This is a genomic window from Bacillus sp. CDB3, assembly GCF_002081505.1.
GTDB lineage: Bacteria > Bacillota > Bacilli > Bacillales > Bacillaceae_G > Bacillus_A > Bacillus_A cereus_AT.
The window spans coordinates 77,899-103,724 of sequence record NZ_ALBR01000011.1 but is presented as its reverse complement, the minus strand read 5'-3'; the positions used below and the strand labels follow the sequence as shown (position 1 = coordinate 103,724).

Genomic DNA, 25,826 nt, shown 5'->3' with positions numbered 1-25,826 from the left:
CAATATAAAAACCCCCTCTTCGCTTTGAAGAGGGGGACATAATTATTCCTCCTCTTATTATGCAAAACATTCGTTTTGCAGGTATTAGCACCGTTTCAAACATTTCGTTTGAAGGTTGCCGGGTTTCACAGGGCCTTTCCCTCCACCGCTCTCAATAAGAGTTTGTCTTTATTATTTTATTTATGTAGCTAAAAGGAAATACGTTCCCCTTTTAACAATCTTTGTTAATTTTTTATAAATTTAGCATGCACAATTATAAAAGTCAATGACACTCGCGGAAAAATAAAAATTATTTAAAATAAAGTTGCAATTCAATTAACTTTTGTTGTAAAGTTAAAAACATAATAAAAATTTCATACGAACATTCTTATCTAGAGAGGTAGAGGGACTGGCCCTATGACGCCTCAGCAACCATTAACATTTGTTAATAAGGTGCTAATTCCAGCAAATTGTGAAAGATTTGACAGATGAGAAGAAGACTCTATTCAATCCGAAAGCCTTCTTCTTAGAAGGCTTTTTTTATTTTATCCCGATTGGTGAGAGCTGATAATCAGCGGAGGGTCATTCCCCACTGATTAAAGTTTCACTTTATATTCACTTAATGGTTCAATTTAAAAAGGAGGAATTTTCACATGTCAACTATTGAAACAAAACTAGCACAAATCGGAAACCGTAGCGAAACTACAACAGGAACTGTTAATCCACCCGTTTATTTCTCAACCGCTTATCGTCACGAAGGACTTGGTAAATCTACTGGATTTGACTATTCACGAACTGGAAATCCAACTCGCGGTCTTTTAGAACAGGCAATCGCAGACTTAGAATACGGCGAACAAGGTTATGCCTGTAGCTCAGGAATGGCTGCTGTTCTCCTCGTCCTTTCGCTATTCCGTTCCGGAGACGAACTTATTGTGTCGGAAGATTTATACGGGGGCACTTATCGATTATTTTCTGAGCATGAAAAAAAATGGAATCTTCGATGTAGATACGTAAATACACAATCTATTAAACAAATTGAGAAAGCTATCACAACTGAAACAAAGGCTATTTTCATAGAAACTCCGACTAATCCATTAATGCAAGTTACTGATATTGCCAATGTCGCAACTGTAGCAAAAAGACACGGACTACTCCTTATTGTAGACAACACATTCTATACGCCTTATATACAGCAACCATTAACAGAAGGTGCGGACATCGTACTTCATAGCGCAACGAAATATTTAGGAGGCCATAACGATGTACTAAGCGGCCTTGTCGTTGCAAAAGGGAAAGAGCTTTGTGAGGAAATCGCTCATTATCATAATGCCTCTGGCGCTGTCTTAAGTCCATTTGACTCATGGCTATTAATTCGTGGTATGAAAACTTTAGCGCTTCGCATGAGACAACATGAAGAAAATGCGAAAGCAGTTGTTGCTTATTTAAATGATGAAGACGGTGTGACAGATGTATTTTATCCAGGAAGAGGTGGTATGATTTCATTTCGTCTTAAAGATGAAACGTGGATTAATCCATTCTTACAATCTTTATCCTTAATTACATTTGCTGAAAGTCTTGGTGGTGTAGAGAGTTTAATGACTTATCCAGCTACGCAAACACACGCTGATATTCCTGAAGAAATCAGAACAGCAAACGGTGTATGCAATCGTCTTCTTCGATTCTCCGTCGGTATTGAAAATAGTAACGATTTAATTCAAGACTTAAAGCAAGCCATTAAACTTGTAAAAGAAGGTGTAAGAATATGAGTTATTCTATAGATACACTCTTACTACACAACCAATATAAACATGATACACAAACAGGAGCTGTTAACGTTCCCATCTATAACACATCAACTTTTCACCAGTTTGACGTAGATACTTTCGGAAAATATGACTATAGCAGGTCAGGAAATCCAACTCGTGAAGCTCTTGAAGATATTATCGCTTTATTAGAGGGCGGAACAAAAGGATTCGCCTTTGCATCAGGTATTGCAGCGATTTCTACTGCATTTCTCCTTCTTTCACAAGGCGATCACGTACTCATTTCAGAAGACGTATATGGAGGCACTTACCGAATTATAACTGAAGTGCTCTCCCGTTACGGTGTTTCGCATACATTTGTAGATATGACAAATGTAGAAGAAGTAAAAGAAAACATTAAACCAAATACGAAGCTCTTTTATGTAGAAACACCTTCTAACCCACTTTTAAAAGTGACAGATATTCGTTCTGTTTCTAATCTTGCAAAATCTATTGGCGCTCTTACTTTTGTTGATAATACATTTTTGACACCACTATTCCAGAAACCACTTGATCTTGGCGCCGATGTTGTTCTTCATAGTGCCACAAAATTTATTGCTGGTCATAGTGATGTTACTGCTGGATTAGCAATCGTAAAAGATGCTGAACTCGCTCAAAAACTTGGATTTTTACAAAATGCATTTGGCGCTATTTTAGGACCTCAAGATTGTTCTCTCGTACTTCGCGGTTTAAAAACATTGCATGTACGTCTCGAGCACTCAGCTGCAGGTGCCAATAAAATTGCACATTATTTACAAGAGCACTCTAAAGTCCAAAATGTCTATTATCCTGGATTACAATCACATCTTGGCTATGATATTCAACAATCTCAAGCAACATCAGCTGGGGCTGTCCTATCTTTCACTTTACAATCAGAAGATGCACTCCGCCAATTTTTATCGAAAGTTAAACTACCCGTTTTTGCGGTTAGTCTAGGGGCTGTTGAATCTATTCTTTCCTATCCCGCAAAAATGTCACATGCAGCTTTATCACAGGAGGCACGTGACGAAAGAGGCATTTCTAATTCATTGCTTCGCTTATCTGTCGGTCTTGAAAATGTTAACGATCTAATATCCGATTTTGAAAATGCTCTTTCTTACGTAGAAGAACCTGTAAATGCATAGAGAAAAAAGAAGATATGAAATTAAGTTATCATATCTTCTTTTTATGCTGTCTAGCATATTCATTTTAATGTTTTTTCTTTTTGTATAGTTCATTAAAAAATAAAAGTATATCATCTATTTCCAAGTAATGGATTCATTGATATATTAAGAAATAAAAAGGGGTAAAAATAATGAATACTTGTGCAGATATTTTAATCGTTATCGATTTACAAAATGGGGTATGTTATAGCGGAGAACATTTATTTGATTTACAAAATTTACTTACAAAAGTAAATAAAAGAATTTCTTCATATAGAAAATCAAATAAACCAATCCTTTTTGTCCAACATTGCGATGATGATTTAGTACCCGAAAAAGAACTTTGGGCTATTCATACCGATCTAGATGTTCAAGAACAAGATTTTTTTGTAAGTAAAACACATGCCAATTCATTTTATAAAACAAACTTAAAAGAGATTTTAGATCAATTATCTGTACATCGTATTGAATTTTGTGGTGCCCAAACAGAATACTGTATGGATGCTACAATTAAATTTGCCCACGGACTGAGATACGAAAACTTCATGGTACAGAAAACAACCTCTACGTTAAACAATCCATTTATGTCCGCAAAAGAGACAATTGATTTTTATGAGAATATATGGAATCACAGATTTTTAAAGTTGATAAAAGATGAGCTCTAGAATAAATGACTCATAACTTGATCATTCTAAGATTTGTCAGCTACACTCAAATATTTAATCATCGCCATAAGGAAGCTGATTATAATCAGCTTCTTTTAACCTGTTTTATATTCTATATATATCATTATAATTCCTTTGTCATATTATTTTAAAAATTTCGTATATTCATTTGAAAGAATAAGAAAATCATGATAAAATTGTGTTACAAATATATCTATATCTTTCAATTTTTAAAACGCATCAAAATTTTCACCCAAAAGTGTCATTTTACAAAACCGTACAAATTTATCTATTTTATTTACATCAGGGTCTCTTTTCTTACAATTTCTTTACTTTAGGACTTTTTTTCTGCAACAACTGTTTTCTTTTCTTTAATTTTTTGGTATGTATAGTATGGTATAACAGCTCACACGGAGGTGGAAAAGAACATGTTAGAAACCTTTCAAAAAGAAATAGAACTATATGAAAGCAATGCAGAATTATTGAAAGTGCTTGCTCATCCTGTTCGCTTATGTATTGTAAAAGGATTAATTGAACGTGGCCCAAGCAATGTTTCTACAATGTACACTGGCTTAAACATGCCACAATCTACAATTTCACAGCATTTAGCAAAGTTAAAAAGTGCTAAAATCGTTTCTAGTGAAAGAAAAGGATTAGAAATTTACTACAAAGTAGAAAACGAAACAATTATTCAACTCGTTCGTGTATTATTAGGTTAGGGACTAATAGACAGAGAAAAAGGACGTATTCTATATTTTTCATCTCATATCTTTAATATAAATATATATCATGAGAGGAAATATATAATACTACATAAGTCGTATTAAAAAACAAGACACAGAAATATACTGTGTCTTGTTTTTTCATATTGTTAAATATCGATTCAAATGTAAATTCTTCATATCTTTCGTGTGCATAACAATATCAAAGGCACTTCCTAAGCCTCCGTTCAAAATCATAGAACGAACTGCTCGATTTCGTTTTTGAGTTTCAGAAAAAGGATTTGTATCTTGATGACTCGTAAGATGTTCTAATATCCCTGCCGCTAACAAAAACTCTGATTGCTTCCTATGCCATATCGTATGAATCCCTTGTAACTCGAAAATCACCTTCAACTCATCCCAATGAACATGGGTAGTTAAATCCATTTCTCCTGGATATGCAAGAGGGTTACGAATTAGCTTATGCTTATAATATCCTCTTAAACTTCCTTCATGATGTGCAGGATGCATCCATTCTTCTCTTGTATAACCATAATCAACTGTAATACATATACCTCGCTGGAACCATTCCGCAATTTCTTCTATATACTCTTCCATTGCAATAGGTACCTCAAATCGCTGCCCCTCTGCAATATGAATATTATATTTCAATAAGTATCGACCAATTTTTTTCTCTACTGGCCTAAATACTTCTGCAAGGTCCCCTTCCTCTGTATACGTGATACGTACTTCATACAAAATTCCATTTCTTTTCTCAACTACTTCAACAGGAAACGCATCAAATAGTTCATTCGAAAAAATAATTCCTTCGAAAGACTCTCCCATTTCAATATACGATGTATAATACGATACATTATCAAATGAGCAAAGACTCTCCTGCTGTAATCTTCTATGAAAAGGGCTCACTTCAACAATTGAATAGTTTAAACTACTAAAGGTTTCCGGAGATAATTGTTTCCATTCTTGTAAAACATCATGGGCAAACTTTCCCGTTCCCCCACCAACCTCACAAATATTTGAAGAAACTTCTCCATTTTCAACAAGCCGAATAAAAAACTTAGCAAAAGTCTTCGCAAAGACAGAAGATACATTACTACTCGTAAAAAAATCTCCCTGTCTTCCAATTTTTTCACGTTCTCTCATATAATATCCATGTCCTTCTGTATATAATACGAGGTTCATATACGTACTGTATGAGATTGAATAATCCTTTTCTTTCCCCATCCATTCTCTTAAAATGAGCTCCATCTCCATAATAACTCCTTATTGTAAAAATGGATTATTTTCTTTTTCAAATCCAATGCTTGTCTCTGGACCATGCCCACATAGCACCGCTGTTTCATCTGGTAATACAAATAATTTCTCTTCAATACTTCCAATTAATTCAGCAAAGCTTCCGCCAGGCAAATCTGTTCTTCCAATACTCATTTGGAATAATACATCACCAGAAAATACGGCATTCGCCTCTTTACAATAATAAGAAATACTTCCTGGAGAATGTCCTGGTGTCTCAAAAATTTCAAAGTTAAAAGAACCGATCGTTAATGTACCTTCTGCATCAATAATTTGATCTGCTGGTTTCGCTGTAATACTGCGGTTCATCATAAAAATTTGCGATCCATTCACAGTTGCATCTCCTAACCAATCCGCTTCTTCTTTATGTACGTATACCGGAATACGAAAAGCATCTCTCACGGCATCAACAGCACCAATATGATCAAAGTGAGCATGCGTTAATAAAACCGCAAGGGGCTTTAACTGCGCTTCTTGTAAATATGTAACAAGTTTCTCTCCTTCATGACCAGGATCAAAAATAATACACTCATTTTGATCATTCGTTAAAATATAAGCATTTGTTTGTAATGGGCCTAAAGGCATTTGTGTCCATTTCATATAAAAATCTCCTCCAGTTATTGAACTTACTTTCAATGATACAACATTTCTTTCTCTTAGGAAAAGAAAGGATGCTATCTCGACATTCATTTTTAAAACATGTACAATATAAAAGAGTAAATATTTCAAAAACTCATCGTAAGAAATGAGAAGACAGAGGAGGATATTGTATGGGCCTTGTTATTATTTTTGCGCTAGTCACTCTGTTAGCTGTATTTGCTACGCTTAGAACACTTCGCGAAAAGAACTTTTTCGCGGGCGGTTTTGCAATTGCAACCGTACTCGTTTTCGGATGGTTTACAATCATGACTGTTCTATATAATGGGTACCCTCCAACAGCTTAATTCATTTACATGGAATTCTTCATCAAGATTTTGCATAAAAAGAGGAAGGGGTGCCCCCTTCCTCTTCTCATATTTCACAACTTATATCATCTTCGCTTCGTATTTGTGCTTTTTTACAAGCCAAGCTCCTCCGATAACACCTGCGTCATTACCAAGTGTCGCAATTGCTAACTTTGTGCTCTTTACAGCACGTGAGAAAGCATATTGCTCGAAATAGCGTTGAATTGGTTCTAATAACGCATCTCCAGCTTTAGACACGCCACCACCAATAACAATTTTCTCTGGATTCAATGTGCTAGAAAGGTTTGCTACAGCTAATCCTAAATAAGAAGCCACCTTTTCTACTACTTCGCCTGCTAGCTCATCACCTTGTCCATGCGCTTCGAATACATCTTTTGATGTAATACGCCCTTCTTCTGCTAACATAGAACGTAAAATACTCTCTTTATCAGTCTCTTGTATTTTTTGCATAGCAACACGCACAATACCCGTTGCAGATGTTACTGTCTCTAAACAACCAGACTTTCCGCAATTACATGGGAAAGCATTCTCTGTAACTACTGTAATATGTCCAATCTCACCTGCAGCACCACTTACACCGTGTACAATCTCACCATTGGCGATTACACCGCCACCAACACCCGTGCCAAGTGTCATGCAAATTAAATCTTTTGCTCCTTCACCAGCACCTTTCCACATTTCTCCAAGCGCTGCTAAGTTTGCATCATTATCTATCACAACAGGTAATCCTGTTTCTACTTCTAGTAAATCTTTTAATGGATAATTTTTCCAACCTAAATTAACCGCTTCATAAATCATTCCAGATGCGACATGTACAGGACCAGGAGCTCCCATACCAACACCAATTAACTTGCTTTTTAATTCACCTAACTCTTCTAACTTTTTATCAATAGCTTTCGCTACATCAAGTGTAATATGTTTTCCTTGCTCATTTGTATTCGTAGGGATTTCCCACTTATGTAAAATTTCACCGTACACATTAATAAATGCTAATTTAATCGTTGTACCACCAAGATCAACACCAACTAACCATTTCTCTTCCATGTTGCTTACCTACCTTTATCTAATTCTTATTTATCTCTTTTTGAATTTCTTGCTTCAATAAAAATAAAGCTGTTTGATAGTCTTGTGGATCGATTAGCTGTGATTGATTTAATTCACGCAATTCATCTTGCATTAATTGTAAATCTGCAATTCGATCACCCGTGTAAATAATCGTACCAAATTTCTTTAGCAATTGTTGAATATCATAAATGGATATCATTTCATCACCCTCTATGCTTACTTACTATAAAAAATTATAATAAGAAAACGTTCACATATTTTATTATAATCAAGAAGAAAAAGCCTCGTCAATTTTTATTTGTCTATACAAGCCCATTTATAACCATTGTTCCTTTTTCTGTAATAATTTTTTCTACATTTTTATCAAATGGTTCAACAGGAATATGTTTTACCATTTGATAATCATAAGCTAATGATAGCGTTTTCCCTTTATAATGCACGAGATAACGATCATAGTAGCCACCACCATATCCAATACGTTCCCCTCGCCCTGTATAAGCTACTCCTGGCACGATAAGAAGATCAATTTCACACGCATTCACTTCTTCCGTAAACGCTGGAATCGGTTCACATAAATTCATATATACTGTTTCTAATTGATCAAAATTACTAATTTTCCGGAAAGACATCGTTCTTGTCCCTTTATTACACTTTGGAACAACAATTTTCTTTCCTTCTTCCCAAGCTTTTTCGATAATAGGATATGTATTCACTTCATGTTCCATCGAGAGAGTGATTCCAATTGTTCTAGCTTCAATCCACTCTTTTTGCCCATACAACGAAACTGCAATTTGTTCCGATAAAGTTGTATACTGTTCTTCAGATAAAGAATTCATGCGTTCTATTATTTGTTTACGTAAACGTATTTTCTCTTCTTTCACACACTTTTCCCCCTTACAGTGACACTTTACTCTACGAGGATAGTGTATCACTTTTACATAGGAATCGCATAAAAAAAAGAAACAGTAGGAAAATATTCCTACTGCTTACTTTGTTTCACGGTGTAACGTAGACTTCTTGTCACGCTTGCAATACTTTTTAAGCTCGATACGCTCAGCGTTGTTACGTTTATTTTTCTTTGAGATATAGTTACGATCTCCGCATTCTGTACATGCTAGAGTAATATTTACACGCATTCTTATTTCCCTCCAGTACTAATAACTTAAATCAGACTATACCATAATACCACTTTTAAAATAAAAATTCTACACCTTTTGATATTGTCTAATTTTTTCTATAAGATTTTTCATGTTTTCCCTTGCTATCACTGGGTTTCTAGCATGTGAATACACTAAAAATTTTGGTTGTTTTGCGTCAGAAACGATATAAGACCACTCTTTTTCTGTATATTTGAACTGTACTCCTTCTAATATCCCGTCTTCTTTTCTTTCCATATCAGCCAATAATTTCCGCATTACTTTCCCTTTTTCCTTCCACGAACACACAACTTCATCACAAAGTAAATAGAGCGGAGGTGATTGCTCTATTATGCTGAGAAATGTTTTTCCCTGCAGTGCTATTAACTCAAATAATTTTCCTATTCGATATAAAATATCTCGCTTCCATCTTATTTGAAAAGACTTTTTTTCATCATGCATATAAAATAGAAGATAACAACCGCCCAATTTCAAAGACATTGGGTAAATTTCACCTGCTGATTCAAATAATAAATCAGGAATATCTACTTCTTCAAAATCAGTTCCTTGGTAAATATTACTATGATTATCATATAAATCGAATTGATTTCCTTGTTCAGAAAACATAAGCGCCATATTTGCTTTACTCGATTTCATCAAAGCTTTCACATGATCTTTTTGTTCCCCCGCATAAATCCATGTAACTGTGCACCCAAGCCTTTGCAGAAAGAGAATAAGTAACTGTTGTAACATATCATTTCTCTTATTAATAAGAAGATGAAACTTCTGTTTTTGTATTTTCTCTATATCAATGTGTTCTAATACTGCTTCTATATAATTATTTAAAGAAACATGAACCTGCTTACTTCGCCCCATTTCTTTCTCACACACGTAACGAAACGACTCAGACATATATAGTTGTTCGATCATTTTTTGCTGCTTATACGATAACATTCCATCCCTGCCATACATCTTTATAACAATCCCTCTATCACTTTCTACTTGAATAAAAACCCCACCTGCACAGTTCAAATTATGAATGGCATACTGAAAAAGTGACTCGTTCATTTCTTTACATTCCATCGTATGAATCCCAATACCATGAATAGCATGGAGGAATAAATTTTTATAGGACGTTGTTTCTATATTTTCTTGACTTCCGATCAATATACTCTCTCCTTTTACAAAAAGAGAACCATAAGCCATTGCGGCTTTCACAATAAATTGAGGGGTAATCTCAACATTGCCTCTTCCTACAATCCGGCTTTTTTGTAACCATCCTGCCCCCTTTTCACTCTCTTGAACACCAGCAGAACCTACTATTGAATGACTATCTATCACCTTATATGGCCATAGTTTTCCTTTTTGCTTAATTACTGTACTTTTCCCTATATGGCAACGGTCCGCTACGATACTTTTTTGAAAAAGTGTAACATCATCTTCAACCATTGTATGCTCTCCAATTGTTGTTTCTAGCAACTCACAATATTTTCCGATACGGGCGTTTGCAAAAACGATGCTTTTTTGAAGATGAGAATAACTTGAAACGATACTATTTTTCCCTATAATAGAGTACGGTTCAATTACAGCACCAGCACCAATTATTGCTCCTTCTCCAATAAAAGAAGGACCATGAATTTTCGTTCCTTTTCCTATCGTTACGCCTTCTCCCATCCACACCATTGGTAATACTTCTGTATATGGAATAGGCACCTTCAATTTTTTCGTCAACAAATCGAATTGAGCTTGCCGATATTGATCAAATGTACCAATATCTAGCCAATAGTCTTCTGATAAATATGCAAATAACGTATTTTTATTTGCCAATAATGGAAATACATCATGACTGAAATCAAAAAATCCCATGGATGGTATGTAAGAAAAAATTTCCGGCTCCATTATATAAATACCTGTATTCACAACATTAGAAACTACCTCATTCCAACTCGGTTTTTCTATATATCGTATAATTTCTTGTTCTTTATTCGTTACAACTAACCCAAATGAGAGTGGATTTTCTACTTCTTTCACAAACATCGTTACCATTCTCTTCTTCTGTTCATGAAATGCAATTCCTTCTGATAATTGAAAATCAGTTAATGCATCCCCACTAATAACAACAAATGTTTCATCTAAGAAACTTTCCGCTTGCTTAATACTCCCTGCGGTTCCAAGTGGGGGAGAGTCTTCAAAATAATACAAGTTAACTCCCCATTTACTACCATCACCAAAGTACTGCTTAATAGCTGTACTCATATATTGAACGGTAATTGCAATTTCACGAATGCCATGCTGACGTAATAATTCAATATTATATTCAAGAACTGGCTTTTCTAACAATGGTAACATCGGTTTTGGAGTATTGCATGTTAATGGTCTAAGGCGTCTTCCCTTTCCTCCAGCTAAAATAACCCCCTTCATATACTTCAGCCTCCACTTATATAATGTTCAAGAACTCCTTATACCACATGTATATCATTTATCCCTCATTAACTGCAGTAAACGCCCGACTCCCACCTAACTTCTTTGCTCCAGCTAAATTTTAAGGTGGGAATTTTACTGTCCGCAAATAGCGGGATAAATAAATGTACCTTTTAACCTTAGTAAAAAAGAAAGCGCTTACTATTAACTTAGCAAAATATTTAATAATACGTAATTAACACATATGTACTTATTTTTCCATTAATTATGATACATCTTATCATCATAAACTAAAGGAAACAACGAGCTTTTTTTGTCATGTTTTGACTAAAAAAAGCAGGTGATTTCTCATCACCTACTCTTTTCCTACTCATTCAATAAATAATGCTTTCCTTTTACTAAATAAAATACATTCTCAGCAATATTGGTAACATGGTCTGCTACACGCTCAATATATCTTGCAACAAAGGATAGTTGTGTAATTTGTGTAATCGCTTCTGGTTGTCCAGGGACAGAGGAAATAAATTCACGAATCGCCTTCCCATAAATTTCATCAACTGAATCATCCATTTCAGCAATTTGTCTAGCAAAAGTTAAATTTTCTTGCTCGTATGCTTCTAATGCTAAATTTAACATTTTATGAGCAATCTCAAACATTTCATCAAGATTCTGCAAGCTAACAACCACTTCTTTTTCTCCAAGACGAATTGTTGATTTCGCAATATTAACAGCGTGATCTGCAATTCGTTCTAAATCTGTCGCTGTTTTAATTGAAATGAAAATTCTTCGTAAATCACTTGCTACAGGCTGCTGCTTTGTAATAAGCATAAGTGCAAGGTCATTTATTTCTTCTTCTAAATTATCCATGCGATAATCACCATCAATGACCTCTAATGCTTTCTCTACATCTCTTTTGTGAAGCCCCTCCATAGCAATCAATAAAGCTTCCCTTGCTAATTCACCAAGTTCAACTACCTTTTGTTGTAACGTCTTTAAATCATATTGAAACTGTTCTCTTACCATTGCTTCTTCCCCCTCAATATTATGTGCATTATATATAAATCCCCTCCCCAGCCTCTTGTACGTTTATTAAGCCTTGAGAAAAGAGAAATATTACTCCCCCTATTTAAAATGAGGTGAAAGTGAGAAATGCCCTCTATTAAGAGGGCATTTACTCTTAGCCTTACAACGATATCAACCAAATCGTCCTGTAATGTAGTCTTCTGTTCGCTTATCTGCAGGTGTTGTAAATAATTTATTTGTATCTGTATATTCCACAACTTCTCCACTTAAGAAGAAGGCAGTTTTATCTGAAATACGTGCTGCTTGTTGCATGTTGTGCGTTACAATAACAATACTAAAATCTTTCTTTAACTCCTGAATTAGTTCTTCTACTTTTAATGTTGAAATTGGATCTAACGCTGATGTTGGTTCATCCATTAAAATTACGTCTGGCTCAATCGCTAAGCAGCGTGCAATACATAGACGTTGTTGCTGCCCACCAGATAAACCATATGCATTATCGTGCAAACGATCTTTTAACTCATCCCAAATGGCTGCTCCGCGCAAGCTTTTTTCAACGATTTCATCAAGTGTTTTTTTGTCACGAACACCATGAATTTTCGGTCCATATGCTACATTTTCATAAATAGATTTCGGGAATGGATTTGGCTTTTGGAATACCATACCCACATGCGTACGTAATTCTTCAACGGGATATGCTTTATCGAATATATTTCGTTCTCTATATTCGATAACTCCCGTAGTTCGAACGATAGGTACTAACTCTACCATACGATTTAACGTTTTTAAGTATGTTGATTTCCCGCAACCACTTGGACCGATAATCGCTGTTACTTCATTCTCATGAATACTTAAGTTGATATCTTTTAAAGCATGGTCTTCTCCGTACCATAAATTTAAATTTTTCGTATCAAACACTACTTTTTTTGGTGCTGTCTCAATCTTCTTCTCATTTTTCACCTGTACATTTACTACTGTTGCTACCATTTGAATTCCCCTTTCATCCACTTCCAACTTATTTTCGATTTCGTAACCATAAGACAAATATATTTATAAAGAGCAGTAATCCTAGCAAAACAATCATCCCAGCTGCTGCTACATACTGAAATTCCTCTTGTGGTCTACTCATCCAATTAAAAATTTGAATTGGTAAAACCGTAAATCTATCGAACATACTAAACGGAACATAATTTGCAAATGCAAGTGCCCCAATAACTAACAACGGTGCTGCTTCTCCGATTGCTCTCGATATCGCTAACGTACATCCTGTTAAAATCCCTGGCAAAGCTACTGGCAGTACAATTTGATACATCGTTTGCCATTTCGTAGCACCTAATCCGTAAGAAGCTTCTAATAAGGAACTTGGTACAGATCGAATCGCTTCTTGGCTAGCCACAACAACTGTTGGTAAGACGAGTAAACTCATCGTCAGTGCCGCTGCGAGTATACTCTCTCCCAAATGGAGGGCGTATACGAAAATAGTTAATCCGAGTAAACCAAACACAACGGAAGGTACCCCCGCTAATGTTTGATTATTCAATTCTATTAATTTTTTAAAAACGGACTCTTTCGCATAATGCTCTAAATAAAGAGCTGTTCCGACCCCAAATATAAAAGAGACCGGTATAACAATACTCATAAATAATATTGTTCCTGACAAAGCAGCAGCAATCCCAGCTTCTTTCGGATTACGTGAAGCAAAGTTTGTAAAAAAATCTATTGAAAGATAACTCATACCTTTTTCAAAAATTTGAAACAATAAAATAAACAGAATTACGATTGAAAACAAAATTGCTATATAAAATAATGATTTGTAAATTCTATCTTTTAAAAAACGTGATGCCATATTTTCTTGTATTTTTTTATGATCTAACATTCGCATATTATGTCCCCCTCCTAAAACGGCGCATAATATACTGCGAAATGATGTTCATAATAAAAGTAAACATGAATAATGTCGCACCTACAGCATACATGCTGTAATAAGTAAGCGTTCCATGCGGAGCATCCCCTAAACTCACTTGTACAATATAAGCTGTTAATGTTTGAATGGAATGAGTCGGATCTATCGATACATTAGGTGTTGATCCAGCTGCAATAACAACAATCATTGTTTCACCAATCGCCCGAGAAGCTGCCAATATAATCGCTGCCATAATGCCCGTAAAAGCCGATGGAAATACTATTTGTTTTACCATCTCAAAACGAGTTGCTCCTAGCCCTAGTGAAGCTTCTTTAATTCCTTTCGCTACAGCTCTCATTGCATCTTCAGAAAGCGAGGCAACCGTAGGTACCATCATAAATCCAATCACAATGCCTGGGCTAATAGCATTAAAAAACTGCAAATCTGGTATGATCCGTTGTAAAAGTGGCGTAACAACTGTTAATGCGAAAAAACCATATACAATTGTTGGGATACCTGCTAGTAGCTCTAACAACGGTTTTAATATTTTCCGAGCACCATTTGAAGCATATTCGCTCAAAAATACGGCACACCCTAAACCGATAGGAATTGCTACAACCATAGCAATTGCTGTTACAAGAATTGTTCCACATATAAGTGGTAATATACCGAATTTAGGATCTTCAAAAAAAGGTAACCATTCTTGCTCCGTCAAAAAGGAGTATAATGATATTTTTTGAAAAAACATGATTGTTTCATTAGCCAACGTAATAATAATTCCAAGTGTCGTCACTATAGACACGCTAGCAATTATTCTTAGTAATAACGGAACTATTCGATTGATTCGCTGCGCTTTTTTTCTTCTATTTGTATTTCTCTCAATCAAATGTTGTACAGAAAATGTAATTTGACTTTTGTCATTATGAGCCAAAGATGAAAACCCCTTTCCACCCTGACATTACCTTTTTATTTCTGTTAACATCCGCAGCTGTTCATTGTATTTTTCTTTTGGCAATTTTACATATCCAACCTCTTCAGCGAGGTTGCCAACATGTTTAATCATAAACTCAACATAATTTGCTACATTCATTTTATTTCGGATAGATGCATCATTTACATAAGCAAATAGCGGTCTAGCTAAAGGCTTATACGCACCTGACTGAATGGTCTCTTTCGTTGGAAATACACCATTCACCTTTATTGCTTTCACCTTATCTTGGTTAGCCATATAATAAGCATATCCTACAAAAGCAATGGCATTTTTATCATTCATTACCCCTTGCATAATCACTTGATCGTCTTCAGACAAAGAGACCGTTTTTACAAGGCGACTATTTTGTAAGACAACATTTTGAAAATAATCATAAGTACCAGAGTCTACGCCTGGCGCATAAAATTTAATTTGTTCACGTGGCCATGATGAATGAATTTGCGACCATCGTTTTGAACTTCCATCTTCACCCCATAGTAGACGTAACTCGTCTATCGTTATATTGTTTACCCACGTATTTTGACGATTCACAACAATCGTAAGACCATCATAAGCAACCTCAAATGGCGTAAATTGAATGGAGTTTTTCTTCATTGCATTTTCTTCTACACGCTTCATCACTCTCGAAGCATTGTTTATATCTACTTCTCCTTTACTGAAGCGATTAAATCCTCCTCCTGTCCCAGAAATACTAATAGAAATTTTCACGTTTGGATGAGCCTTTGTATATTCTTCTGCTACTGCCTCTATAATAGGAAAAACCGTTGAGGATCCATCAACTCTCACTTCTCCCATTTCATTTGTAGCGAATGCAGTAGACATGTTATAAAAAAGAATACATGCCGATAATGTCAAAACCTTAATCGATACACTCATCCATTTCACGTGTTCTTCCTCCTAGAAGTAACCGGAAATAACAGGATTACAGATATAAGAATACTGCTAAACTATTAATTCGGTTTTAATTGTTTGTAAAAGTTTTGTAAAGTTCCACAAAAACAACTGTATACACAAACTTGAGTTTCATTTTTGCACTTTAGATGCAGTAAATTTTCTAATCATCCATACAAATGCTATCTCCTAGCACATAAGACGAATTTAAAGCGTATGCACCAATCTTGTTACGTTCATCTTTTTTGAAACTACATGTTTCTTCAACATTTTACGCTTGTCCACATTTACTAAACCATATGCATAAAAGCATAAAAAAAAAGCACACTATCTTTCTAGATAGTGTGCGTTTTTACTTAGTCTTTTTATTTCTATCATCTTGTGTATTACTTTTTTTCTCTTTTTCATCTTTTGGAGCTTCACCAGTTAATGCTTGTTTTTCAAATCATAGTAAGCGTCCATAATTTCACGACCGATATATCCATTAATTCCTGTTTTATCATCATGTACCCATGGCACAACAACAGAAAATGCTACTTCAGGGTCTTCAAGTGGCGCATAACCTACTAATGTTAAGTTATATGTTTCAATACGCTCACCTTTTGCATTTCTACCAATCTCTTTATCTCCGCCATATACAGTTTGAGCTGTACCTGTTTTCCCAGCAGCTTTATATGGTGCGCCTGCAAAGTATTTCGTAGCTGTACCACCTGAATCGTTATACACTTGTCTAAATCCTTCTTGAACACGTTTAATTTGCGATTCAGGCATATCAACGCGATTTAATACTTTCGGTTCCATGGATTGAACAACTTTTCCAACTTCCTCTGGCTTCGCCGATGGCTCACGAATTTCCTTTACAACTTGAGGTTGCATACGATATCCACCATTTGCAATCGTCGAAATATATTGCGCTAATTGAAGCGGTGTATACGTATCATACTGTCCGATTGCTAAATCTAATAAGAAACCTGGTTGATTTCCTCTACCCATTTGACCAGCCGTTTCATTTGGTAAATCAATACCTGTTTTTACACCAAGCCCAAACTGACCAAAATAATAACGCATCGTATCAAATGCTTTTTGCGGGATATCTAAAGTACCGCCTCGTACGTATGGAACCCCAGCGATATTCATCGCTGTTTTAAACATATAAACGTTTGAAGACTGTTTTAACGCTGTAAGGTCATTAATATACCCCATCTGTTTCCAAGATGACTTCGTAGGTGTCCCTTTTAATTTAATCGGTTCATCTAATAGTACGGATCCAGGTTGAATTGCACCAGTTTGATATCCCGTAAGTACTGTCGCACCTTTTACAGTTGAACCCATCGGATAAGAACTTGTCATCGTTCCTAATGCGAAATCTTTTACTTTCGTTTCGCCGCCCTCATTCACTAATTGTTTCCCCGCCATAGATAAAACCTCACCATTTTTCGGGTTCATCATTACAACGAATGCACGGTCTAAAAGAGGTTCTCCCCCTTTAAATCTCATTAAGTTTTTCGCAAGAATTTCTTCTACGCGCTTTTGTAATTCCATATCGATTGTTAAATTCAGGTCGTTACCTCGTTGTCCTTGTGACACATTAATAGTTTCTAAAATATTACCATCTTTATCTGTAACATTTCTAACTTCAGCTTTTGTGCCATGTAAGCTATCTTCATATTGTTGCTCAAGGTAACTTTTTCCTACGCGATCGTTACGATTATAATCGCGAACAAGATAGTAATCTAATCGCTCTCTCGGTAACCCTTCATCAGAAGTCGTTACACCACCAAGTACACTTCGGAACATATCATCATACTTATATTTTCGTTCCCAGTCGACATTTGTATCTACGCCTGGCAATTTCGCCAAATTTTCACTAATAATCGCGTATTCTTCTTCTGTTGCACCTTTTTTAACGATTTGCGGCGTCATTGCATATCCGCTTTCCATCTTACTTTTGATCGCCAATATTTCTAAATCTTTTGCTGACAGTTGATTAATCTCTTCTTCTGTTACATGGCTTCGTTGACGTTCATCTAGTTCTTTATCGTCAATTTTATTCGTTTTAAACTCTTCACGATCTTTTTTTGAGATTTTTGCTTCTGCTTCTTCTTTATGTAAAGCAAGCCAATAATCTTTTTTATCGCGATCCGTTAACTTATCTGTTGGGACCTCAATTAAATCTGCTAACTTTTTCGCCGTTTCTAAGCGATCTGCTGCAGTTGATCCCTTCATTTTTGTAAATGTAATTGTACGAATAGGCTCATTATCTACGACCGCTTCTCCATTACGATCAAATATTTTCCCACGCGGTACAGGATTACTTATCGTTGAATTTTCTTTCTTCTCAACTTCATTTTTATATTCCTCACCACGAACAATTTGTACGTATCCAAGCCTTACAATAACCGCGGAGAACATTAAAAACACGCAAAAAAACAACACGTTTAACCGAAAGGGAACGTGGGTCTTTGTCTTTGTCTGGTTCTTTTTCTGCTTCTTGCTCATACAAACCCCCTCTACCAACAGCTATGTAATGTGAAAGGGACACCTTCATACAGGTGTCCTCACTGCTGTCTTACATCTTTTTCTATTCTAGCATAAAACACACGATAAGTTAACCTTCTGGTTCAGTTTGATTCTGCGCTGTTCCTTGTGCTCCAACGCTGGTTTTGTTCACATTTCCCTCATCATATTTGACATTTTTAACTGCAAAATAAATAAGAAAATGTCCAGCTCCTAAAATACATAGTAAAAAAGGTAAACTTTTTTCAGGTGGAAAGAATATAACAGCACATAAAAAACTTAAAATGGAACAAATTCTTCCAGCATTTAACCATAATTCCCTGACCACTACATATTCTACACGCCATTCTCTCGCCTGTTTTGCTCTACCAATTACATCGTATGTCATGGAGCCGTACGGAACGAGTAAAATGGGATATGCAACCGCAATACATGCTGCATAAATAAGTAATTTCGTATATGTAACATTGAAAATAACTAAAAATACAACCGCGTATAAAATAATACCACCGAGTAAAATGGCTTTTTTTCGCCATTCCTTCTTTAACATGCGGGCAACTAAATAATAGCATACAAATGATACTGCAGAATTCACTAAACTATATTTCCCTAGTGCTAACTCGCTACCAGATGCTAAATAGACGTATACCGAAATAACGAAAATAAACGTTCCTTCTCTTAAACCTTGGAAGAAATGAGCGCGTGTAATTCTTCCCCAGTTTTCATCAACTCGCCGCTCTTTCAATACTTGTACAATTTCATAGCGCCCTTCACATTCTCTCTTTGATAAAAAAAAGCTTAAAACAACTGCAATCGCAAATAGCATTAACGAGAGGAAGAAAACGACAGTATAACCACTCCATTTTTCCATACGTGAAATTGTATATCCGGCTGCTATTGGCCCAATCATTCCAGAGAACGATGTAAGAAGTCCGAGAAAACCATTAAAAAAATCTCTTGTTTCTGGTTCTGTAATCTCAAAAGTCAACAAGTTAAATGCGAGCCAATAAAAACCATAACCAACTCCCAAAAGAGCTCCCATTAGTAAAATATAGTGAGAAGCACTTTTTCCCGCTACTAAAACGACGATAAAAAAAATCGCTAACGTGCCTACACCTATTCGTAATAAAATCGAACGATCAATACGTTTCGCTAATTTTCCGCCTACAAGAAATGTTAGAGGTTGCAATACAACGCTGGCCAAATTATACAAGCCTAGATTCACATAATTTTGTGTTTGCTTCCATAAATAAATGTTTACAAACGTATTCGATAAAGAAATTGCGAGCGTGTATAAACCTCCTATAACGAGCAATAATACTAAATCACGATTCACTTCAACATCACCAATTACATGTTTCCACTTCATACACAACTCTCCTTTACTTCATGTTCTAGTCTTCCAAAGACAAGCTCAATTATGTAAAAGGAGAGCATAGAAAAAAGCTAAGAGAAAACTCCTAGCTTTTTTCTAGCTGTATTAACTTTAATTATTTTGCTTCTTGGTAAAGTTTTTCAGCAACGTTCCAATCTACAACGTTCCAGAATGCACCGATGTAGTCAGGACGACGGTTTTGGTAATTTAAGTAGTAAGCATGCTCCCAAACATCTAAACCGATAACTGGAGTTTTACCTTCAGTTAGAGGAGAATCTTGGTTTGGAGTGCTTGTTACTTCTAACTCACCATTGTTTACTACTAACCAAGCCCAACCTGAACCGAAGCGAGTTGCGCCAGCTTTTGCAAATTCTTCTTTGAATGTATCGAAGCTACCGAATTTCGCTTCAATCGCAGTTGCAAGTTCGCCTACTGGTTGTCCTCCGCCGTTTGGAGATAGGATTGTCCAGAAGAATGTATGGTTAGCATGTCCGCCACCATTGTTACGTACTGCTGTACGGATTGCTTCAGGTACTTCGTTTAAGTTTGTTACTAATTCTTCAACGCTTTTGTCAGCTAATTCTGCATGACCTTCTAAAGCAGCGTTTAAGTTTGTAATATACGTGTTGTGATGTTTTGTATGATGGATGTTCATTGTTTCTTTATCAAAGTGAGGTTCTAAAGCATCATACGCATAAGGTAAATTTGGTAATTCGTGTTTTGCCATTGTTATATTCCTCCCGGTTTATGTATTGTCACTACATATGTGACATACAACTTCATTCTACCCTAATTGCCATAGGGTGCAAACAAATAAATCACATTGTCTTGCTATCATTAAAGTAGCAAAATTCCCACTTCTTTTCAATTAAAATGCTCATATATTCCGTAAAAAAAGCTTCCTTCTACAAGGAAGCTTCCTGCCGACATAATAAACATGCGAAATGGATATGGACCCTGTAGGACTCGAACCTACGACCGGACGGTTATGAGCCGTCTGCTCTAACCAGCTGAGCTAAGGGTCCACAATTATGTATGTAACATTAAAAATAACTAAATTCCCATCGGATATATCGTTTGAGAAATGTAAGATAAATTTACCATATACAAAAGAAAAGTGTCAATTGTATTTTTCTCTCCTAAAAGAAGAAAATTAAGTAAGAAGAAATTTAGTCCTTTCTACTATATGTAAATATAATATATCTTGAGCTTCTCTAGATTCGTACGTTACAATGATTTTATACATACATAAAGGAAGTGAATCTATGTCCATTTTTACACAGCTAGCAAAAAGCGTATATTCGCCTAAAGATATGGCGCTTTTCCGTTTTCAAAAAATCGGTAAAACCATTTTGTATATTATGCTTCTTTGCCTAATCACTACTATTCCAAGAACTTTCTTGTACGGTAGCGTTATTCAAGATGGTGTTAACATGGTAAATAAAGTGATTGAAAAAGATTTACCTGATTTCAAAATTGAAAATGGCGAACTAACAGCTGATATTGACCAACCTATCGAAAAAGAAGATGGAAATGCCCTTTTCGTATTTGATCCAAATTCAACAGACTTAGAAAAATATCAAAATAAAACAGGTTTATTCGTTTTAAAGGATAAAGTAGTCTCCATGGGAAATGGCCAAACACAAACATACTCTTATAATGACTTATTAGGTGCATCTCTTGAAAAGAAAGATTTACAAGATTTCATTTCGTTATTTGACAGTATTTATCCAATCTTACTATTCGTTATTGGGTTCTTACTGTACTTGTTCCAATTATTTATTACCTTTGTAGGAGTTACATTACTTGCCTTCATCGGTTCTGCAATGAGCGGTCAACGCAAATTATCTTATAAACAAGTTTGGACGTTAACTGCTTACAGCTACACAATTCCAACAATCTTCTTTATGGTTATGGATTTATTCAAAATAAACGTACCTGGAGCAACATTCATTTACATTGCAGTTGTTTTAATCGTTCTATACTTAACAATTAAAGAAGTTCCAAAACCAAAAGATAAACAAGAACTATAAAAAAATGCCTAAATAGGCATTTTTTTTTTGGACAAGCATATATTCCTAGCAAAGGAGTGAAGGATATGAAGAGATTAGGTGTACTCTTATTCGTGCTTGTCCTCGGCTATATATTTTATTACGACATTAAAATCGGTACTTTACCGATGTTAAGTTCATACAAAAAAACAACAGCTGCCGAAACGATAAAAAAAGAAAATACAGATACAAAGCAAAATAACGAGAAAGAAACAGAAAAAGAAACGGATACAGCTTATAAAGCAATTGAAGTAAAAACTGGGGATACAGTCCTTTCTATTACAGAAGCGATCAATAAGAAAAAAATTCCTTCTATTGAAAAAGTAATTGATGATTTTAAACAATTAAATAAAAATACATCTGCTACAAAAATCCAAGTTGGAAAGTCTTATAAATTCCCGTTATATCAATAAGCCATCACTTAATCCTTGTCAATTACATAAAGGCGCTGATACAATAGTAAAAGTGAAACCGAGTACTTTGGTTTCTATAGCCCTTTCTCACACATACTATCATTGATGTAAGGGACTAAAATAAGAAACTTCTTTTATAAGGAGAGCGATCTACTCGTGAATGAAATGACTCATCGTACAAAAACACGTCCAGTTAAAGTCGGTAATTTAACAATTGGCGGTAACAATGAATTAATTATACAAAGTATGACGACAACAAAAACACATGATGTTGAGGCTACAGTTGCTGAAATTAAACGTTTAGAAGAAGCAGGCTGTCAAGTCGTTCGTGTTGCTGTTCCAGACGAACGCGCAGCAAATGCTATTGCTGATATTAAAAAACAAATCAACATTCCACTTGTTGCTGATATTCATTTTGATTATCGCCTTGCTTTAAAAGCAATAGAAGGCGGCATTGATAAAGTACGTATCAATCCAGGTAATATTGGACGTCGCCATAAAGTAGAAGCTGTTGTAAACGCAGCGAAAGAGCGCGGCATTCCAATCCGTATCGGCGTAAATGCAGGTTCATTAGAACGTCACATTTTAGAAAAATATGGATACCCAACTGCTGATGGTATGGTCGAGAGTGCACTGCACCATATTAAAATTTTAGAGGACTTAGATTTCCACGATATTATCGTATCAATGAAAGCCTCTGATGTTAACTTAGCAATTGAAGCATACGAAAAAGCCGCTCGTGCTTTTGATTATCCATTACATTTAGGTATTACAGAATCAGGAACTTTGTTTGCTGGAACTGTAAAAAGTGCTGCTGGTCTTGGAGCAATTTTAAATAAAGGTATCGGAAATACACTACGTATTTCTTTAAGTGCTGATCCAGTGGAAGAAGTAAAGGTTGCACGTGAACTATTAAAGTCATTCGGTCTTGCATCTAATGCCGCAACACTTATTTCTTGTCCAACTTGTGGTCGTATTGAAATTGACCTAATTAGCATCGCTAATGAAGTAGAAGAATATATCTCTACACTTCAAGTTCCAATTAAAGTTGCGGTACTTGGCTGCGCTGTAAACGGTCCTGGTGAAGCTCGTGAAGCTGACATCGGTATTGCTGGTGCACGCGGAGAAGGTTTATTATTCCGTAAAGGGCAAGTTGTTCGTAAGGTACCAGAAGAAACTATGGTAGAAGAACTGAAAAAAGAAATTGATGTAATCGCTGCTGAAATGGCTGCCGAACGAGAAAAAGAAAAAGAAAAAGAAAAACAAGAACAATAAAAAAGACGGTTGCCCACAATTTTTGTGAGCAACCTTTTTTACATTTAAATTAAAAACTCGTCAGTTAATAACCGACGAGTTCTCTCATTTTGCACATTTTGGACAACGACCATATATTTCGAACTTATGTCCCGTTACCTCATAACCTTTAAAATCTTTATTCATAAAATCCATTGGGCAAGAAGTGATCTCTTTCGTACCACCACAATCTAAACAAATAAAATGATGATGATGTTCCATAATAGAGCACGTAAAACGAAAATGTTTTTCACCATTTAATTCCGTTTGCTCTAAAACTCCAATTTCAGCGAATACCGTTAAGTTACGATAAATCGTATCGAAACTAAGTCCTGGATAATCATCCTTCATATGCTCTAAAACGTCTTTCGCAGTTAAATAACGATTATGTGCCGCGAATAGTCTTAGCATCTCTTCCCTTTTCCCCGTATGTTTATATCCTTTTTCCTTCATTAGGCGTAAAGCTTCTGTTAGATTCATACCTATCCCTACTTTATGCAGTTTTTTTCTTCTTCCATAAAATCGCACCGATTAAAATAAGAACCGCTATCATAACAATTGTACCACCTGGTGCTAGATCAAGTTGATACGAAGCAAACATTCCACCAATTACTGCAATTTCACCAAATAAAATGGAAAAGAAAATTGTTTGTTTAAATCCTTTTGCAATACGAATACTTGCTGCAACTGGTAACGTCATTAAAGATGATACGAGAAGAACACCTACAACCCGCATTGATACCGCAATTACAAGAGCAACTAATATAATGAAAATAAAGTGAATCCACTTTGCACTCAAACCGGTTGATACAGCGTATTCCTCATCAAATGATAGTAAAAACAACTCTTTGTATAATAAAACAATCGTTATAATTACTACAATTGCTACTATACCAATAATAATTAAATCCGCACTTGTCACAGCACTTACACTACCAAATAAATAACTAAATAAATCCGTATTGAATCCATTAGCAAGTGAAATGAAGATAACTCCAATCCCCATTCCTGCTGAAAGTATAATCGGAATTGCTAACTCTTGATAATGTTTATATACAGTACGTAATTTTTCAATTAGCAATGCTCCACCGATTGAAAAAAACATTCCCATATATAAGGGGTTTAAAAACCCACCGGTAAAGATTGTCTTTTCAAGTAATAAACTTGCTGCAATTCCCGATAACGTCACATGACTTAACGCATCTGCAATAAGCGACATACGACGAATTACAACGAACACGCCGATAAGCGGTGCGACAAGCCCTATTAAAACACCAGCGTATAAAGAATTACGTAAAAAATCATATTGTAAAAAATCCTGTATCATTATATCCTCCCGTGATGCCCATGTTCATGTTCTAAGCGATGAACATGATGTCCATATAAAATCGACATTTCGGCATCTTCTAACTCTCGGAATTTCTCTACATTCCCATGGAAATGTAGATGCTGATTTAAACATGCAACATGCGTCACCTTCTCTGTTACAGCACCCATATCGTGCGTAACAAGAATTAACGTGATCCCTAGCCTTTTGTTTAAATCCTCTAGTATCTCATAGAAGCTTTCCACATTTTTCACATCAATCCCAACAGTAGGTTCATCCAAAATAAGTAATTCCGGATCACTTACAAGTGCACGAGCAATAAATACACGTTGTTGTTGTCCACCAGAAAGCTCTCCAATGTTGCGACCTTGAAACTCGCTCATCCCTACATCAGCAATCGCTTTTTCTACTTTCGCCTTATCGTCTTTCGTAAAGAAGCGAAAAAGACCTTTTTTGGAAACAAGCCCCATTGAAACAACTTCAAAAACAGTCGCCGGGAAACCTGAGTTAAAGCTATTTGCCTTTTGAGATACATAACCAACTTTATTCCACTCTTTAAACTTTTTACTATCAATGCCAAACAATCTAATACTTCCTTGCTTCGGCTTTAAAACACCCAATAAACATTTAAGTAAAGTCGATTTCCCTGAACCATTCGGTCCAACTAAACCTAAAAAAGCTCCCTTCGGAACTTGCAAATTAATATCTTCTAACACATTTCGATCTTCATACCGAAACGTAAGTCCTTCTATTTCTAATATATTATTCATTACACATCACCTATTTTAATTCAGAATGATTCCGATTTATCTCTATTTGAATTATAGTACAGCTTATTATAGTTGTAAACCA

Annotated in this window: 25 protein-coding genes, 1 tRNA gene, 1 pseudogene and 2 riboswitches; of the genes and pseudogenes, 8 read left to right on the top strand and 19 right to left on the bottom strand. The window is 35.5% G+C overall.

The features are described from left to right. Positions 1 to 51: 51 nt before the first annotated feature. Positions 52 to 161, bottom strand: a riboswitch (SAM riboswitch). A gap of 203 nt (positions 162 to 364) precedes the next feature. After that, positions 365 to 474: riboswitch (SAM riboswitch) on the top strand. Between the two features lie 158 nt (positions 475 to 632). The 4 genes from metI to CDB3_RS02720 all read left to right on the top strand — a co-directional run bounded on the left by metI (position 633) and on the right by CDB3_RS02720 (position 4,307). Further along, positions 633 to 1,745, top strand: a complete 1,113-nt coding sequence (gene metI, locus CDB3_RS02735; RefSeq protein ID WP_128853397.1) for a cystathionine gamma-synthase/O-acetylhomoserine thiolyase — start codon at positions 633 to 635, stop codon at positions 1,743 to 1,745. Next, complete coding sequence (gene metC / locus CDB3_RS02730) at positions 1,742 to 2,905, top strand: cystathionine beta-lyase (RefSeq protein ID WP_128853396.1); 1,164 nt, start codon at positions 1,742 to 1,744, stop codon at positions 2,903 to 2,905. Before metI ends, metC begins: the two co-directional genes overlap by 4 nt. Positions 2,906 to 3,075: 170 nt before the next feature. Further along, positions 3,076 to 3,588 (top strand): cysteine hydrolase family protein, encoded by a 513-nt coding sequence (locus tag CDB3_RS02725; RefSeq protein ID WP_128853395.1) that lies wholly within the window; start codon positions 3,076 to 3,078, stop codon positions 3,586 to 3,588. Positions 3,589 to 4,016: 428 nt separating this feature from the next. Then, a complete protein-coding gene (locus tag CDB3_RS02720; RefSeq protein ID WP_000894375.1) occupies positions 4,017 to 4,307 on the top strand; it encodes an ArsR/SmtB family transcription factor in 291 nt (96 codons plus the stop codon). 144 nt (positions 4,308 to 4,451) lie between these two features. Here the strand turns inward: CDB3_RS02720 and CDB3_RS02715 are convergent, their stop codons facing one another. Further along, positions 4,452 to 5,564, bottom strand: a complete 1,113-nt coding sequence (locus CDB3_RS02715) for a class I SAM-dependent methyltransferase (RefSeq protein WP_128853394.1) — start codon at positions 5,562 to 5,564, stop codon at positions 4,452 to 4,454. Positions 5,565 to 5,573: 9 nt separating this feature from the next. Beyond that, positions 5,574 to 6,203 carry an MBL fold metallo-hydrolase gene (locus CDB3_RS02710; protein WP_044737737.1) on the bottom strand — a complete coding sequence of 210 codons (630 nt, stop codon included), beginning with the start codon at positions 6,201 to 6,203 and terminating at the stop codon, positions 5,574 to 5,576. A gap of 170 nt (positions 6,204 to 6,373) precedes the next feature. Here CDB3_RS02710 and CDB3_RS02705 point away from each other — a divergent pair, with 170 nt between their 5' ends. Further along, complete coding sequence (locus CDB3_RS02705; protein ID WP_097830682.1) at positions 6,374 to 6,547, top strand: DUF2759 domain-containing protein; 174 nt, start codon at positions 6,374 to 6,376, stop codon at positions 6,545 to 6,547. 81 nt (positions 6,548 to 6,628) lie between these two features. Here CDB3_RS02705 and glcK read toward each other — a convergent pair whose 3' ends face one another. From glcK to CDB3_RS02635, 14 genes and pseudogenes are all read right to left on the bottom strand, one after another. After that, positions 6,629 to 7,612, bottom strand: coding sequence for a glucokinase (gene glcK / locus CDB3_RS02700; protein ID WP_097830681.1), 984 nt, complete (start codon positions 7,610 to 7,612; stop codon positions 6,629 to 6,631). Between the two features lie 19 nt (positions 7,613 to 7,631). Then, positions 7,632 to 7,832 carry a YqgQ family protein gene (locus CDB3_RS02695; protein WP_002173470.1) on the bottom strand — a complete coding sequence of 67 codons (201 nt, stop codon included), beginning with the start codon at positions 7,830 to 7,832 and terminating at the stop codon, positions 7,632 to 7,634. A 103-nt stretch (positions 7,833 to 7,935) separates the two neighbouring features. Beyond that, positions 7,936 to 8,514, bottom strand: a complete 579-nt coding sequence (locus CDB3_RS02690) for a 5-formyltetrahydrofolate cyclo-ligase (RefSeq protein WP_128853393.1) — start codon at positions 8,512 to 8,514, stop codon at positions 7,936 to 7,938. 105 nt (positions 8,515 to 8,619) lie between these two features. Further along, complete coding sequence (gene rpmG, locus CDB3_RS02685; RefSeq protein WP_001265616.1) at positions 8,620 to 8,769, bottom strand: 50S ribosomal protein L33; 150 nt, start codon at positions 8,767 to 8,769, stop codon at positions 8,620 to 8,622. Between the two features lie 69 nt (positions 8,770 to 8,838). Further along, on the bottom strand, positions 8,839 to 11,190 hold the full coding sequence (locus tag CDB3_RS02680; protein WP_128853392.1) for a sugar phosphate nucleotidyltransferase: 2,352 nt from the start codon (positions 11,188 to 11,190) through the stop codon (positions 8,839 to 8,841). A 366-nt stretch (positions 11,191 to 11,556) separates the two neighbouring features. After that, the gene (gene phoU / locus CDB3_RS02675; protein WP_128853391.1) at positions 11,557 to 12,213 is read right to left on the bottom strand and encodes a phosphate signaling complex protein PhoU; all 657 of its coding nucleotides are present in this window, start codon (positions 12,211 to 12,213) and stop codon (positions 11,557 to 11,559) included. 171 nt (positions 12,214 to 12,384) lie between these two features. Continuing rightward, entirely contained in the window at positions 12,385 to 13,200 is an 816-nt protein-coding gene (pstB, locus tag CDB3_RS02670) for a phosphate ABC transporter ATP-binding protein (protein ID WP_128853390.1), read from the bottom strand. A gap of 28 nt (positions 13,201 to 13,228) precedes the next feature. Continuing rightward, positions 13,229 to 14,095 (bottom strand): phosphate ABC transporter permease PstA, encoded by an 867-nt coding sequence (pstA, locus tag CDB3_RS02665; RefSeq protein ID WP_128853389.1) that lies wholly within the window; start codon positions 14,093 to 14,095, stop codon positions 13,229 to 13,231. Between the two features lies 1 nt (position 14,096). Further along, a complete protein-coding gene (gene pstC / locus CDB3_RS02660; RefSeq protein ID WP_128853388.1) occupies positions 14,097 to 15,047 on the bottom strand; it encodes a phosphate ABC transporter permease subunit PstC in 951 nt (316 codons plus the stop codon). 27 nt (positions 15,048 to 15,074) lie between these two features. Next, positions 15,075 to 15,992 carry a PstS family phosphate ABC transporter substrate-binding protein gene (locus CDB3_RS02655; RefSeq protein ID WP_128853387.1) on the bottom strand — a complete coding sequence of 306 codons (918 nt, stop codon included), beginning with the start codon at positions 15,990 to 15,992 and terminating at the stop codon, positions 15,075 to 15,077. A gap of 358 nt (positions 15,993 to 16,350) precedes the next feature. Beyond that, a pseudogene (locus CDB3_RS02650) lies at positions 16,351 to 18,497 on the bottom strand (peptidoglycan D,D-transpeptidase FtsI family protein). A gap of 109 nt (positions 18,498 to 18,606) precedes the next feature. Next, positions 18,607 to 19,884: an MFS transporter gene (locus tag CDB3_RS02645; protein WP_128853386.1), complete on the bottom strand. Its 1,278-nt coding sequence runs from the start codon at positions 19,882 to 19,884 to the stop codon at positions 18,607 to 18,609. Positions 19,885 to 20,005: 121 nt separating this feature from the next. Continuing rightward, the gene (sodA, locus tag CDB3_RS02640; protein WP_071771673.1) at positions 20,006 to 20,617 is read right to left on the bottom strand and encodes a superoxide dismutase [Mn]; all 612 of its coding nucleotides are present in this window, start codon (positions 20,615 to 20,617) and stop codon (positions 20,006 to 20,008) included. Positions 20,618 to 20,841: 224 nt separating this feature from the next. Beyond that, positions 20,842 to 20,915, bottom strand: a tRNA-Ile gene (locus tag CDB3_RS02635). Between the two features lie 240 nt (positions 20,916 to 21,155). Here CDB3_RS02635 and CDB3_RS02630 point away from each other — a divergent pair. The 3 genes from CDB3_RS02630 to ispG all read left to right on the top strand — a co-directional run bounded on the left by CDB3_RS02630 (position 21,156) and on the right by ispG (position 23,629). Next, positions 21,156 to 21,923 (top strand): DUF1189 domain-containing protein, encoded by a 768-nt coding sequence (locus CDB3_RS02630; protein ID WP_128853385.1) that lies wholly within the window; start codon positions 21,156 to 21,158, stop codon positions 21,921 to 21,923. Between the two features lie 65 nt (positions 21,924 to 21,988). After that, on the top strand, positions 21,989 to 22,354 hold the full coding sequence (locus CDB3_RS02625) for a hypothetical protein (RefSeq protein ID WP_128853384.1): 366 nt from the start codon (positions 21,989 to 21,991) through the stop codon (positions 22,352 to 22,354). 165 nt (positions 22,355 to 22,519) lie between these two features. Then, entirely contained in the window at positions 22,520 to 23,629 is a 1,110-nt protein-coding gene (gene ispG, locus CDB3_RS02620; protein ID WP_179139661.1) for a flavodoxin-dependent (E)-4-hydroxy-3-methylbut-2-enyl-diphosphate synthase, read from the top strand. Between the two features lie 84 nt (positions 23,630 to 23,713). Here ispG and CDB3_RS02615 read toward each other — a convergent pair whose 3' ends face one another. From CDB3_RS02615 to CDB3_RS02605, 3 genes are read right to left on the bottom strand one after another with little or no spacing between them, the layout of a single operon-like run. After that, positions 23,714 to 24,127 carry a Fur family transcriptional regulator gene (locus CDB3_RS02615; protein WP_071747162.1) on the bottom strand — a complete coding sequence of 138 codons (414 nt, stop codon included), beginning with the start codon at positions 24,125 to 24,127 and terminating at the stop codon, positions 23,714 to 23,716. A gap of 13 nt (positions 24,128 to 24,140) precedes the next feature. Next, positions 24,141 to 24,974, bottom strand: a complete 834-nt coding sequence (locus CDB3_RS02610; RefSeq protein ID WP_000613830.1) for a metal ABC transporter permease — start codon at positions 24,972 to 24,974, stop codon at positions 24,141 to 24,143. Continuing rightward, positions 24,974 to 25,744 carry a metal ABC transporter ATP-binding protein gene (locus tag CDB3_RS02605; RefSeq protein WP_001059657.1) on the bottom strand — a complete coding sequence of 257 codons (771 nt, stop codon included), beginning with the start codon at positions 25,742 to 25,744 and terminating at the stop codon, positions 24,974 to 24,976. The genes CDB3_RS02610 and CDB3_RS02605 overlap by 1 nt, the downstream gene beginning before the upstream one ends. Positions 25,745 to 25,826 lie beyond the last annotated feature (82 nt).

Bases quoted from the DNA above. Each gene is read 5' to 3' on its own strand.
- CDB3_RS02705 (WP_097830682.1), top strand. From the start codon at position 6,374: ATGGGCCTTGTTATTATTTTTGCGCTAGTCACTCTGTTAGCTGTATTT.
- ispG (WP_179139661.1), top strand. From the start codon at position 22,520: ATGACTCATCGTACAAAAACACGTCCAGTTAAAGTCGGTAATTTAACA.
- CDB3_RS02720 (WP_000894375.1), top strand. From the start codon at position 4,017: ATGTTAGAAACCTTTCAAAAAGAAATAGAACTATATGAAAGCAATGCA.
- CDB3_RS02680 (WP_128853392.1), bottom strand. From the start codon at position 11,190: ATGAAGGGGGTTATTTTAGCTGGAGGAAAGGGAAGACGCCTTAGACCA.
- CDB3_RS02615 (WP_071747162.1), bottom strand. From the start codon at position 24,127: ATGAATCTAACAGAAGCTTTACGCCTAATGAAGGAAAAAGGATATAAA.
- phoU (WP_128853391.1), bottom strand. From the start codon at position 12,213: ATGGTAAGAGAACAGTTTCAATATGATTTAAAGACGTTACAACAAAAG.
- CDB3_RS02695 (WP_002173470.1), bottom strand. From the start codon at position 7,832: ATGATATCCATTTATGATATTCAACAATTGCTAAAGAAATTTGGTACG.
- CDB3_RS02710 (WP_044737737.1), bottom strand. From the start codon at position 6,203: ATGAAATGGACACAAATGCCTTTAGGCCCATTACAAACAAATGCTTAT.
- CDB3_RS02630 (WP_128853385.1), top strand. From the start codon at position 21,156: ATGTCCATTTTTACACAGCTAGCAAAAAGCGTATATTCGCCTAAAGAT.
- glcK (WP_097830681.1), bottom strand. From the start codon at position 7,612: ATGGAAGAGAAATGGTTAGTTGGTGTTGATCTTGGTGGTACAACGATT.
- sodA (WP_071771673.1), bottom strand. From the start codon at position 20,617: ATGGCAAAACACGAATTACCAAATTTACCTTATGCGTATGATGCTTTA.
- rpmG (WP_001265616.1), bottom strand. From the start codon at position 8,769: ATGCGTGTAAATATTACTCTAGCATGTACAGAATGCGGAGATCGTAAC.
- CDB3_RS02610 (WP_000613830.1), bottom strand. From the start codon at position 24,974: ATGATACAGGATTTTTTACAATATGATTTTTTACGTAATTCTTTATAC.
- CDB3_RS02715 (WP_128853394.1), bottom strand. From the start codon at position 5,564: ATGGAGATGGAGCTCATTTTAAGAGAATGGATGGGGAAAGAAAAGGAT.
- CDB3_RS02625 (WP_128853384.1), top strand. From the start codon at position 21,989: ATGAAGAGATTAGGTGTACTCTTATTCGTGCTTGTCCTCGGCTATATA.
- CDB3_RS02605 (WP_001059657.1), bottom strand. From the start codon at position 25,744: ATGAATAATATATTAGAAATAGAAGGACTTACGTTTCGGTATGAAGAT.
- CDB3_RS02725 (WP_128853395.1), top strand. From the start codon at position 3,076: ATGAATACTTGTGCAGATATTTTAATCGTTATCGATTTACAAAATGGG.
- CDB3_RS02645 (WP_128853386.1), bottom strand. From the start codon at position 19,884: ATGAAGTGGAAACATGTAATTGGTGATGTTGAAGTGAATCGTGATTTA.
- metI (WP_128853397.1), top strand. From the start codon at position 633: ATGTCAACTATTGAAACAAAACTAGCACAAATCGGAAACCGTAGCGAA.
- pstB (WP_128853390.1), bottom strand. From the start codon at position 13,200: ATGGTAGCAACAGTAGTAAATGTACAGGTGAAAAATGAGAAGAAGATT.
- metC (WP_128853396.1), top strand. From the start codon at position 1,742: ATGAGTTATTCTATAGATACACTCTTACTACACAACCAATATAAACAT.
- pstA (WP_128853389.1), bottom strand. From the start codon at position 14,095: ATGCGAATGTTAGATCATAAAAAAATACAAGAAAATATGGCATCACGT.